Origin of the sequence: Rhizobium herbae (assembly GCF_017873135.1) — a bacterium.
GTDB classification, from domain to species: domain Bacteria; phylum Pseudomonadota; class Alphaproteobacteria; order Rhizobiales; family Rhizobiaceae; genus Pararhizobium; species Pararhizobium herbae.
In genome coordinates this window covers 263807-275194 of sequence record NZ_JAGGJV010000004.1, presented here as the reverse complement: position 1 = coordinate 275194, position 11388 = coordinate 263807, and the positions used below count along the sequence as shown (strand labels likewise).

Here is an 11388-nt window from a genome sequence, read left to right as displayed (position 1 = left end):
CTTGTTGCGAAAGACTTCTACCGTATCACTGTGTCAGCCGGACGGACAGGTCGGCTGCCTTTGCGCCGATCGCCTTGAAGGCGGCGACCAGGGCAGCGCTATCTTCAGCCTGGAAATAATGGTTGGCGTCCGTTGCGCAATATTTCAAAAGAGTCTGGCCGCGTGTCGGCGCCATGAAGGCGACGGTAAAGACTTCGATCTTGTTGGTGCGTGCCGAATCGCAGGCTGTTTTTGTGGCGTTGTCAGACTTTACGTCATTGCCTTTGGTGTTGGTGCCATTGTAAAAGTTGTTCTCGCCGTCAGTCATGAAAACGATATATTTTGTCGGCGCGGTTTGGCCGTTCTTTGCCTCGTGGATCTTTTCTTCCGAGTTTTTACCCGTCTTTGTCAGTGCAGCAAGGGCGGCCTTGAACGCACCGCTCGAATCCGTGCCGCCTTCTGCGGTAAGCAAATTGACATAGTTCAGGGCTGATGCCGTGCCCCACTCGAGGGTGCCGGTGGTATCCTTTTGGCTGCTATACGACACGTCCGCGGTCCGGACATAATTGGAGTCCGGATCGGCCGTTTTCAGCTGCGCGAGCAGATTGCCGACGGCCAGCTTCAGCGAGGCGATCTTCGCCACGTAGCAGGGTGTGCTCCATGTGGCGAGGGGCCAGTTGCTTTCCTGGTAGGTATTGCAGGATTTGCTGGTGGTATCGATCGCGTTGGTCTTCCACGCCATCGAGCCGGAGCGATCGAGAACCAGGAACATCGAGAGCGCATTCTTCGCTTCGGTCGAGCCTAAAGACTTGCTTGTGGTGCTGATCGTGGTTTTTTTCATGCCGAGCAGCTGGGTCATGGCATTGAGCGGGACATCGAAGCTTGACGAGACCTGGACATTGTAAGTCTTGGCATTGCCGAGGCCGACGGTGGCTGCCTGCTCGTCGATGGTAACGACCGTGCCGGAAAAAGATTCGTCAAAATCGGCCTGTTCTTCCGGAGTCATGCTGGATGACTTCCAGTTCTGCATCTGGGCTTTTACGAAGCTCTTGGCCATCAGCTTGGCCTCCGCCTGTGTCGAGGTCTGGTTGGCAAGCGCCGATGATGCGGCAAGGGCGGCGGCATCGGTCGCGTCCTGCAGATGGTTCTTCGCCATCATCATATTGGTCATGTCGATTGCGACACCGCCCGAGGCGAGCAGGACCGGAAGCAAAAGCGCCGTCATCATGCCGAAATTGCCGAGGCGGTCGCCAACAAGATTTGAACAGGACTGCAGAAGAGTTGATCGCTTTGCCATTTTCCCCACACGAAACAGACGACATTTCTCAATGGAATGACATCTATCCGGTAAGTCTTACGGCCTCGTTCAACTCAGACGTCGGAATTGATTAAAATTTTAGCGATCCCACAAATGCAGGCTGTTGGGGCTGTTTCGATGTGCGAAAAGGGGACGGCGGGCGTTCCCGTTGTGGGTCACTGCAAGGGAATGACGTCGACGGCTTGCTCCGTCTTGTGCGATCCGTAGCTTTTCAGCACACCGATGACCGGTGCGACGTCGCTGTAGTCGCGGCCATGGCCGACGACAATATGATCCAATCCGGCAAAAATATTGTTGGTCGGGTCAAGTTCGAGCCAGCCGGCGGTGGTTCCGCACCAGAACCGCACCCAGGCATGCATGGCGTCGGCGCCTTCCAGGCGCTCCTTGCCCGGCGGCGGAATGGTTCTGAGAAAACCGCTGACATAGCCGGCGGGAATGCCGAGGCTGCGCAGCGCCGTGATCATCACATGGGTGAAGTCCTGGCAGACGCCGCGCTTCAGCTTGAAGGCCTCGCGCGGCGTCGTATCGACGGTGGTCGCCTTCGGATCGTAGACGAAATCCTTGTGGATTTCGGCGCAGATGGCCGTTGCGATCTGGCGGATGGTCATGCCGGGCCTGGCGATGCCGCGGGCATAGGCAGCGATTGCGGTATCGTCCGGCAGGCGCGGGCTGGCGCCGAGAAAATGATGCGGCGAATTGGCGTCGAGCGACCAGACGCTGGCAAGCTCGGCGGGAAAGCCGGCAAGATCCGGCGAAAAATCGGCGGTCAGCGCCTGGGGCTCGAGCTGGACGCGGGCCTGCATGCGGATCACCAGTTTCTCATGCTGCCTGCGAAACAGGATCGAGGTCGACGGATTGGCGAAGAAATCGACGCTGTCGCGGCGCTCTTCCGGCGGCGGCGTGCAGGTGACGGTGCCTGCCACAAGCCGCTGACGGTCCGGCAGCGACACGGGAAGCACGCGCACGACATGCCGGCCGCCCGAAACCGGGACTTCGTAGGTGTAGGTGATCCGCAGATTGATGTCGTAGAGCATGGAACTCTCAGTTTCGGCGCAGGCGATACGTCATATCCTATCCGAGATAGGTTTGCGCGAGGATGTTGGAGAAGCGCCCGAGTTCCTGTTCCAGGTGATTGTAGACCTCGGCGTTCATCGCCTCCGGCGTCATGACAGCGAGACCGGCATGAAGTTTCATCGCCTCGCGATAGAAGGGCGACATCTGGCCGTTCGAGAAGGCATTCGGCAATTGCTCGACCTCCGTCTTGATCTCGTTCAGCTGATAGAGGATGGAGCGCGGGTTGAGCGGATCGAGCGCAAGCAGGTCGGTGACGGTGAGCGAGGCGGTGTTGACGTTGTAGCGGCGGCGGTGGGTCATGACGCTGTCGCCGATTTCGAGCAGCATGTCATAGGCGCCGTCGGGCGCGTCCTCGCCGGACATATGGCCGAGTAGCCGGGTCATGTGCAGGCCGCGCTCGAGATAACGGCCGATCGACAGGAAGCGCCAGCCGGTAAAGCGATACATGTTTTCATGCACGAGACCGGCAAAGCCCGCCAGCTTGCGCAAGAGGATGGTCATGGCATGGGTGGCGTCGTCGCCTGCCTGCACCGTCGACTGGAATTTGCGCGCGGTCTTGGCGAGGTCGTTGAGCGCCAGCCAGCCGTCGGCGGAGAAGCGGTCGCGGATGTTGCTGGCGGAAAACAGGGCGCTGTTGATATTGGCCATCAGGCTGTCGGGCACCGGCTGCTTGGTATCGATATCGAGCCCGGCCAGATAGTCGGTGATGTCCTTCAGCAGCGGCATTTCGGTATTGGCGGTTTCGGCATAACGGCCGTGCCAGGCGCGCAGGATGCGCAGTGCGCCTTCCGCCCGCTCGATATAGCGGCCGAGCCAGAAGAGGTTGTCGGCAGCCCGGCTCGGCAGGCTGCCGGGCATGATGCGGATGAAGCTTTCCTCGGCCGGCAGAAGCGTCATCTGCTCGACGGGCTTCTGGCTGACGATCCAGACGTCGGCGGCAGAGCCGCCGGCCTGCATGGCAATGGCTGCTGCGTCGGCGCCGGAGCCGATGCGGGCGAAGCCGCCGGGCATGACCTGCCAGCCGTCGCGGGTGCGGGCAACATAGACGCGCAGGCTCATCGGCCGCGGCGTCAGCTTGCCGTTGACCCAGGCGGGCGTGGTGGAGAGCGTCACGACTTCCTGCCCGACGAGCTTTGGTCCGTCCGCCAGCAGCCATTCGGCGGCCGAGATCTTGGCGTTGTCGCGCAGCGACGAACCGAGGATCGACTGACCGTTGTCGTCGAAGAAGGGCCGGGTGGAATAGGCCGGGCCGATCACCATCTTTTCGATATTGCGGGCGACCTGGTCGCGTTCCGGCTGCTGGCCGCACCACCAGGTGGCAATGCTCGGCAGCAGCGGATCCTCGCCGAGCAGATGCCGACAGATGTTCGGCATGAAGGCAAGGAAGGCACGGGTTTCCAGAATGCCCGAGCCGAGCGAATTGACGATCGACACCGAGCCGGAGCGCAGCGCCTCGACGATGCCTGGGGTGCCGATATGCGAACTCTGGTTGAGCTCCAGCGGATCGGCGAAGGCGGCATCGAGGCGGCGCCAGAGGACACCGACAGGCTTCAGGCCGGCAACCGTGCGGACCATCACACGGCCATCGATGACAGTCAGGTCTTCGCCCTCGAGCAGCATGAAGCCGAGATAGCGGGCGATATAAGCGTGTTCGAAATAGGTTTCGTTGGCGACACCGGGCGTGAGTACGGCGATGCGGTCGTCCGGGTGTTTCTTGCGCGATTGCAGCGTGTCGCGGAAGGCGCCGAAGAAGCCGGCCAGCCGATGGACGTGGGTTTCGGCATAGAGATCGGAAAAGGCGCGGGTTGTCGCGACACGGTTTTCCAGTGCGAAGCCTGCGCCGGAAGGTGCCTCGGTGCGGTCCGACAGCACCCACCAGTTGCCATCTGGGCCGCGGCCGATTTCGAAGGAACAGAAATGCAGGAAATGACCATCGGCCGGGAGCACGCCGACCATCGGACGGAGGAATTCCGGGTTGGAGGCGACCAGCGAGGGCGGCAGGAAGCCTTCCGCGACCAGCCGGTTCGGGCCGTAGATGTCGGCTGCCATGCGCTCGAGCAATTCGGCGCGCTGGACGAGGCCTTTGGAGACCGCCTGCCATTCGGTATCGTCGATGAGAACCGGAACGTGGGAGAGCGGCCAGCTTCGCTCGGAATTTTCCTTCGTGCCATACGCCCGGTAAAATACGCCGGCGTCGCGCAGATAGCGGTCGGCGCGGGCGAAGCGGTTGGAAAGCTCGGTCTCGTCCATGCGGCCGATGGAGGAGAGAAAATGCTGCCAGACCGGCCGGACATTGCCATGCGTATCGAGCATTTCATCGGCAATGCCGGGAAGCGCCCGATAGCCGAAAACCGGATCGCTTCCGATCCGGTTTTGGCCGTGCATCGCTTCCGCCGTCTGCTTCTTGGACATTAAGATCCTATACTCCTGCCGGACGCCGCAAATCGAGCGTCAGGGGAAATTCTGCTGTCGGGGTTTCCGGCGTCAGCGCGTAAGCGCCGGCGGTGTGACCCCACGGCTCGAAACGCGCCAGTCTGCGGGCTTCGGCCTCGTTGCCGTTCACCGGGAATGTGTCGTAACTGCGTCCGCCCGGATGGGCAACATGATAGATGCAGCCGCCGATCGAACGTTTCGACCATGTATCATAAATGTCGAATGTAAGCGGCGTGTTAACCGGCAGATTGGGGTGCAAACCCGACACGGGTTGCCACGCCTTGTAGCGGACGCCGGCAACGGAGACACCGTTGAAGCCGGTCTTGGTAAGCGGCAGCGCACGGCCGTTGCAGGCAACGGTGTAGCGTTCGGGGTTGGCCGTATCCAGTTTGACCTGCAGGCGTTCCACCGAACTGTCGACGTAGCGCACGGTGCCGCCGGGCGCGCCTTCCTCGCCCATGACATGCCAGGGCTCCAGCGCCTGGCGGATTTCCAGCTTGGTGCCGAGATATTCGACCTCGCCGCAGAAGGGGAAGCGGAATTCGAGCTGGGCCTCGAACCATTCGGGCCGGAGATCGAAGCCATTGGCGCGGAGATCGCCGAGCACATCGAGGAAATCCTGCCAGACATAGTGGGGCAGCATGAACCGATCATGCAGGGCGGTGCCCCAGCGAACAAGCTTGCCTTCGGCCGGGTTCTGCCAGAAGCGGGCGATGAGGGCGCGCACCAGCAATTGCTGGGCAAGGCTCATGCGGGCGTTCGGCGGCATCTCGAAGCCGCGGAACTCGACGAGGCCGAGCCGGCCGGTCGGGCCATCCGGCGAAAACAGCTTGTCGATGCAGATTTCGGCGCGGTGGGTGTTGCCGGTGACATCCGTCAGGAGATTGCGGAACAGGCGGTCGACCATCCAGGGCAGCGGCTGCTGCGCCATGCCGGGCACGGGCACCTGCGCCATGGCGATTTCCAGTTCGTAGAGGCTGTCGTGCCGGGCCTCGTCGATGCGCGGCGCCTGGCTGGTCGGGCCGATGAACATGCCGGAGAACAGATAGGAGAGCGACGGATGCCGCTGCCAGTGCAGGATCAGGCTCTTCAGCAGGTCCGGGCGGCGCAGGAACGGGCTGTTGTTGGGATTGTTGCCGCCAACAACCACATGGTTGCCGCCGCCGGTGCCGGTGTGGCGGCCGTCGATCATGAACTTGTCGGCGCCAAGCCTTGTCAGGCGGGCTTCCTCGTAGATCGCCGTGGTTATATTGACGCAATCGGCCCAGTTGGACGCCGGGTGGATATTGACCTCGATGACGCCGGGATCCGGCGCCACGCGCATGACATTGATGCGCTCGTCCTGCGGCGGCGAGTAGCCCTCGATGTGGATCGGCAGGCCGAGATCGGCAGCGGCCTTTTCAGCGGCGGCGATCAGCTCCAGGTAATCCTCGATCCGCTCGACCGGCGGCATGAAGACGCAGAGGCGGCCATCGCGCGGTTCGACGCTCATGGCGGTGCGCACGGCGCCGCGGATATCGGCGTTTGCCGCTTCCAGCACCTGTTCGGCGCGCTTCTGCCGGGCGTCAGCTGCCACCTTGCGGGAGGCTTCGGCCAAGGCTCTCGCTGGCGTTCCGTAATCCGGCAGAGGCTCGCGGTCGATCGAAGGATCTTCGGGGTGGATATAGGGATATTGCGACGGCGGCACATAGGGCAGCGTGCCGAGCGGCATGCGGAAGCCGATCGGCGAATCGCCCGGCATGAGGAAGATCTTGCCGCGGCGCGTGCGCCATTTCTCGGATATCCATTTCTGCCCCTCGGCCCTGGAATTCCAGGCCTGGACGGGAAGAATATAACCGGTCGGGGTCGTCAGGCCGCGCTCGAACACCTTGGCAATGCGGGCGCGCTCTTCCGGGCTTTCCAGCTTGGAATTTTCCGGATCGACGTTTTCCGGCAGGCTGCCTTCCTTGATGATCCACTCGGCCGGATCCTCGAAGGCGGGGATGATCATCTCCGGTTCGATCTCAAGCTCGGCGGCAATGCCGGTGAGCAGCGCTGCCGCTTCCTTGTCGGTGACCTTGGTATCCTGGCCTTCGGCGGCGATCAGATCGGGATTGTGCCAGATCGGTAACCCGTCCTTGCGCCAGTAGAGCGAGAAGGTCCAGCGCGGCAGGCTTTCGCCGGGGTACCACTTGCCCTGGCCGTAATGCAGGAAGCCGCCGGGGGCGAAGCGTTCGCGCAGGCGACGGATCAGTTCATCGGCCTTGTCGCGCTTGGTCGGGCCGACGGCGCCGGTGTTCCATTCCTCCGATTCGAAATCGTCGATCGAGACGAAGGTCGGCTCGCCGCCCATGGTCAGGCGCACGTCGCTGCCGTTCAGCACCTTGTCGACATGTTCGCCGAGCGCGTTCAGCGCCTGCCAGCTTTCCTCGGAAAACGGCTTGGTGATGCGCGGATGCTCGGCCACGCGGCTGACCGTCATGGCGAAATCGAAGGTGGTGTTGGCATCGCCATAGAGGCCGCCGGAGATCGGCGCGGCGTTGCGGTAATGCGGCGTGGCGGCCAGCGGGATGTGGCTTTCGCCGGTGAGCAGCCCCGAGGTCGGATCGAGGCCGACCCAGCCGGCGCCGGGAATATAGACCTCGCACCAGGCATGCAGGTCGGTGAAATCGACCTCGGTGCCGGAGGGGCCGTCAAGCGCCTTCAGGTCGGGGGCAAGCTGGATCAGGTAGCCGGAGACGAAGCGGGCGGCGAGGCCGAGATTGCGCAGGATCTGCACCAGCAGCCAGCTGGAATCGCGGCAGGAACCGAGCGCCAGCTGCAAGGTCTCCTCCGGCGTCTGGACGCCGGGTTCCATGCGGATGACGTAGTTGACCTTCTGCTGCAGGCGGGCATTCAGGCCGACGATGAAGTCGATGGTGCGCATCGGCGTCAGGTCGATGGACTTGATATAGGCCTCCAGCGCCGGGCTCATCGGCTCGGGCTGCATGTAGATCTTCAGGTCGTCGCGGATGTCTTCCGGATAGGTGAACGGGAAGGTCTCGGCCTCTTCCTCGATGAAGAAGTCGAAGGGATTGTAGACCGTCATGTCGGCGACGAGATCGACCTCGATCTTCAGCTCTGTGACCGGGTCGGGAAAAACGTAGCGCGAGAGGTAGTTGCCGTAGGGATCCTGCTGCAGCGTGACGAAGTGATTTGCCGGCGTGACCTTGAGCGAGTGGCTGATCACCTTGGTCTTCGAATGGGCCGCCGGCTTCAGCCGGATGATCTGTGGGCCGAGCCGCACAGGCTTGTCGTACTTGTAGTGCGTCAGGTGATAGATGCTTGCTTTGATCGCCATGCGGACTTTTATCCCCTCGACGGTGGGTCTATGCCACCATTGAAAAGACTTTGTGCAATGCGAAGAAAGATTGCAAGGCGGAATTCTTGGCGGGAAGATTCATTTCCTGTGGGTGACATCCCCGGTTTGCGCCATGACCGCCTGGCCCAGTTCCTGAGCGACTTCCCAGACATGGCCGGAAGGATCGGCAAAGGCTGCGGTGCGGCGACCCCATGGGCGGTCGACCGGGCCGTTGAGCAGCGTGACGCCTCGGCGGTGCAGTTCGGCGCAGACGGCGTCGGTGTCATCGACCTTGATCGTGAACAAGGCGCGGGAGCCGGAGCCGAAGGGTGCCACGGTCGATGGCGCGATTAGTTGCGGTGCTTCGGTGACCTTCAACAGGTTTACCATCGCGCCCGAGAATTTGAAGACGGCTGAGACATCGTCCTGATAGACGATATCGGGAGCAAAGACCCTTTTGTAGAAGGCCTTGGCTTCATCGATATCGTCGACGAACAGAGTCACGACCTCGATTGAATCCAAACGCACGGCTTCTCTCCGATAGTGGCACCACAAAAGCGCACCGGCAGTGGTCTGCCGGTGCGCGTCCAGACAGGGAACAACGGTTCAGCGCTTCATCGCCACAAGATTGAAATAGGCACCCTGCGGATCGACGCAGTTGACCACCCAGGCGCCTCCGGGGACTTCCATCGGGCCGTTGACGACCTTGCCGCCCCTGGCGGTCGATCGTTCGATGGCGGCATCGAGGGCCTCGACGTTGAAGTAGAAGCCCCAGTAGGGCGGAGCGGGGACCGTGGCAGGCTTCGTCATCATGCCGCCGATCTGCGCGCCATTGTGGCCGAAGATCTGGTAGTCGCCCATCTCTCCCATCGGCATCGTCGTATCCTTGGTCCAGCCGAACATCTCCTGGTAGAAGGGGAATTCGGTCGCGAGGTCGCCGGCCATCAGTTCGTGCCAGCCGATATTGCCATTGGCGTTCTGGGCGATTTCCGGCATTTCGCCACTGCCATCGCCCTTGAACAGGGCAAACACCGCGCCGTGCGGGTCGGTGACGATGGCGAAGCGGCCGATGCTCGGAATATCCTCCGGCTGGCGATGCACCGTGCCGCCGAGCTTGGCGAGCTTCCGTGCCGCCGCATCGACGTCATCGACGCCGATATAGCCGAGCCAGGCCGGCGGAGCGTTCATCTTCAATGCGCCTTCGGGCATCGTCATCAGGCCGGCAATGCGCGCGTCGCCCGCCTTGAACAACGTATAGTTCGCGCCGGGCATGCCGGAATCGACGGAGGTCCAGCCGACGACATCGTCGTAGAATGCTTCCGCTGCCTTGGTATCGGTGGTCATCAGTTCGTACCAGACGAACGCGCCGTGTTTGTCGCTCATTGCATTTCTCCTCCTGGTGTTTTTTGGACGTTGCGTGGGTCGGAAAAGCAGGTCGTCAGACTGTGGAAATACGTTTGTAGTCGCAGGACATGACATGTTTCCAAGTGCCGTCGGCATTCAGGATGCGGGACGAGAAATTCCGGGTGTTCTCGTCCTTGATCGCGATGATGTCCTGGTATCGTGCCGTCCTGCCGGTGGTGTCGAAATCCGGGCCTTCGCAGTCGAGCGTCAGCACCTTGCCGGTGTCATCGAGCGTACCTTCGTAGATCCAGATATTGGTCATGACGGAGCTGATGAAAGAGCCGACATAGCGCTTCCTAGCCGGGTCGTAGCCGAGCGTCAGGATATTCGTCGCCGTGCCGCCGTCCGGCATGGTCCCGGTCGATTCGGAGACGATCCAGGCGCCGCCGAGGGAGCGGGTTTCCTCTTCCCATGCCGCCTCGGGGGCCTGCTCCGCGCTTTCGCCCGGCGGATCGAACGTCATCCGCCATCTGCCGGTCAGTTGTTGCAGCCACCGGTGTTGGTCAACAAGGTCCGCCTTCATCGCATCGTCTCCTCTTCGCGCGATTCGACCGGTCAGATATCGTCAGGCGCAGCAGGAATGCGCCTTTGGCTCCGTTTCATATTCATCGTGACGTTTTACGAAGCTCAATGTTGACGTTTCATTGCGGCCTTTTGGTGCCCGGTCGAGGATCATCAGCGTGGTGAGGATTTCCTCGCCGCCGCGGGCGTAGTCGGAATAGGTGTGATAGACATTGCCGGTCTCGTCGCGGATGAAGGCGCTCATGCCCGGCAGTTCGTCATTGGCCTCATCGGCGGATATTTCGCGGAAATTGTAGAAGACCTTGCCGCTTTCAAGTTCCTCCCTGGTGAAGGACACGTGGTAGTCGAAATTGAAATCGCTACCGAGCGACGACACCCAGGGGAATTTCCAGCCCATGCGCTTCCTGTAGGCCTCGATCTTGCCAAGCGGCGCGCGGGAGACGCAGACATAGGTCACGTCGTGATTGTTGAGATGGGCAAGCGTGCCGTCGATATGGTCGGCAAGGAAGGAGCAACCCGGGCAGCCGGCCTCCCAGTCGGGGCCGAACATGAAATGGTAGATCATCAGCTGGCTGCGGCCGTCGAACAGGTCGGCCAAGGTCTTTTTGCCCGCCGGCGTATCGAATGTGTAGGTCTTGTCGACCTTGACCCAGGGGAGCTTCTGGCGCTCGGCGCGGATCTTGTCGCGCAGCTTCGTTTCTTCCTTTTCGGTGGCGAGCAGCGCCCGGCGGGCGTCGAGCCATTCGTCGCGGGATACAACCGGATTGGTCAACATCGTTCATTCCTCCTCAGAAAATCGCGTTTCGTTCCGCTTGACTAAATACGTTGATATCAACATTATATCGATATGTCAAAGCCCATCGTGATTCCTTTCGAGACCACCCTTCTTGTGCGCGACACATGCCTGTGCCTTCATGTGCAGCGCGCAGCGCGGGCGCTGGCGCGGAAATTCGATGAGGCGTTGCGGCCGCTGGATCTGACCAATGGCCAGTTTTCGCTGCTGATGTCGCTCAACCGGCCGGAGCCGCCGGGCATGGGGCCTGTCGCGCATCTGCTCGCCATGGACCGCACGACGCTGACGGCGGCACTGAAACCGCTGGAGAAGCGCGGGCTCGTGGAAACGACGACTGATGCCAGGGATCGCCGCCTGCGCCGGATGAAGCTGACGCCGGCGGGGCATGCCCTGCTGTCGAGGGCAGTGCCGATCTGGGCGAGCACTCATGCCGAGGTCGACGCCGCTTTGGGCGAAGGCCGGCCGGACAGGTTGCGCGCCGACCTTCTGGCGCTTGCCTGACGCTTTCCAACATCCGTCGGAGGAGGCGGAACGTCGCATAACCAG

General features: G+C 61.8%; 9 protein-coding genes. 1 reads left to right on the top strand and 8 read right to left on the bottom strand.

Going from position 1 to position 11388, the window contains the following annotated elements:
* Positions 1-25 precede the first annotated feature (25 nt).
* The 8 genes from J2Z75_RS12965 to J2Z75_RS12930 all read right to left on the bottom strand — a co-directional run bounded on the left by J2Z75_RS12965 (position 26) and on the right by J2Z75_RS12930 (position 10824).
* Positions 26-1276, bottom strand: a complete 1251-nt coding sequence (locus J2Z75_RS12965; RefSeq protein WP_209852912.1) for a vWA domain-containing protein — start codon at positions 1274-1276, stop codon at positions 26-28.
* Between the two features lie 176 nt (positions 1277-1452).
* On the bottom strand, positions 1453-2331 hold the full coding sequence (locus tag J2Z75_RS12960; protein WP_209852910.1) for a transglutaminase family protein: 879 nt from the start codon (positions 2329-2331) through the stop codon (positions 1453-1455).
* 37 nt (positions 2332-2368) lie between these two features.
* Entirely contained in the window at positions 2369-4783 is a 2415-nt protein-coding gene (locus tag J2Z75_RS12955) for a circularly permuted type 2 ATP-grasp protein (protein ID WP_209852908.1), read from the bottom strand.
* A 7-nt stretch (positions 4784-4790) separates the two neighbouring features.
* The gene (locus tag J2Z75_RS12950; RefSeq protein ID WP_209852906.1) at positions 4791-8123 is read right to left on the bottom strand and encodes a transglutaminase family protein; all 3333 of its coding nucleotides are present in this window, start codon (positions 8121-8123) and stop codon (positions 4791-4793) included.
* 99 nt (positions 8124-8222) lie between these two features.
* Positions 8223-8651, bottom strand: a complete 429-nt coding sequence (locus tag J2Z75_RS12945) for a VOC family protein (RefSeq protein WP_209852904.1) — start codon at positions 8649-8651, stop codon at positions 8223-8225.
* Positions 8652-8729: 78 nt separating this feature from the next.
* On the bottom strand, positions 8730-9506 hold the full coding sequence (locus J2Z75_RS12940; RefSeq protein WP_209852903.1) for a VOC family protein: 777 nt from the start codon (positions 9504-9506) through the stop codon (positions 8730-8732).
* A 55-nt stretch (positions 9507-9561) separates the two neighbouring features.
* The gene (locus tag J2Z75_RS12935) at positions 9562-10050 is read right to left on the bottom strand and encodes a DUF1579 domain-containing protein (RefSeq protein ID WP_209852901.1); all 489 of its coding nucleotides are present in this window, start codon (positions 10048-10050) and stop codon (positions 9562-9564) included.
* 42 nt (positions 10051-10092) lie between these two features.
* Positions 10093-10824 (bottom strand): DUF899 domain-containing protein, encoded by a 732-nt coding sequence (locus tag J2Z75_RS12930; RefSeq protein ID WP_209852899.1) that lies wholly within the window; start codon positions 10822-10824, stop codon positions 10093-10095.
* A 72-nt stretch (positions 10825-10896) separates the two neighbouring features.
* On the opposite strand from J2Z75_RS12930, the gene J2Z75_RS12925 reads away from it, so the two are divergent.
* Complete coding sequence (locus J2Z75_RS12925) at positions 10897-11343, top strand: MarR family winged helix-turn-helix transcriptional regulator (RefSeq protein WP_209852897.1); 447 nt, start codon at positions 10897-10899, stop codon at positions 11341-11343.
* The last annotated feature ends 45 nt before the right edge of the window (positions 11344-11388 follow it).

Excerpts from the sequence above, each read along its gene's own strand:
- J2Z75_RS12965 (WP_209852912.1), bottom strand. The coding sequence starts at position 1,276 with ATGGCAAAGCGATCAACTCTTCTGCAGTCCTGTTCAAATCTTGTTGGC.
- J2Z75_RS12960 (WP_209852910.1), bottom strand. The coding sequence starts at position 2,331 with ATGCTCTACGACATCAATCTGCGGATCACCTACACCTACGAAGTCCCG.
- J2Z75_RS12955 (WP_209852908.1), bottom strand. The coding sequence starts at position 4,783 with ATGTCCAAGAAGCAGACGGCGGAAGCGATGCACGGCCAAAACCGGATC.
- J2Z75_RS12950 (WP_209852906.1), bottom strand. The coding sequence starts at position 8,123 with ATGGCGATCAAAGCAAGCATCTATCACCTGACGCACTACAAGTACGAC.
- J2Z75_RS12940 (WP_209852903.1), bottom strand. The coding sequence starts at position 9,506 with ATGAGCGACAAACACGGCGCGTTCGTCTGGTACGAACTGATGACCACC.
- J2Z75_RS12935 (WP_209852901.1), bottom strand. The coding sequence starts at position 10,050 with ATGAAGGCGGACCTTGTTGACCAACACCGGTGGCTGCAACAACTGACC.
- J2Z75_RS12930 (WP_209852899.1), bottom strand. The coding sequence starts at position 10,824 with ATGTTGACCAATCCGGTTGTATCCCGCGACGAATGGCTCGACGCCCGC.
- J2Z75_RS12925 (WP_209852897.1), top strand. The coding sequence starts at position 10,897 with ATGTCAAAGCCCATCGTGATTCCTTTCGAGACCACCCTTCTTGTGCGC.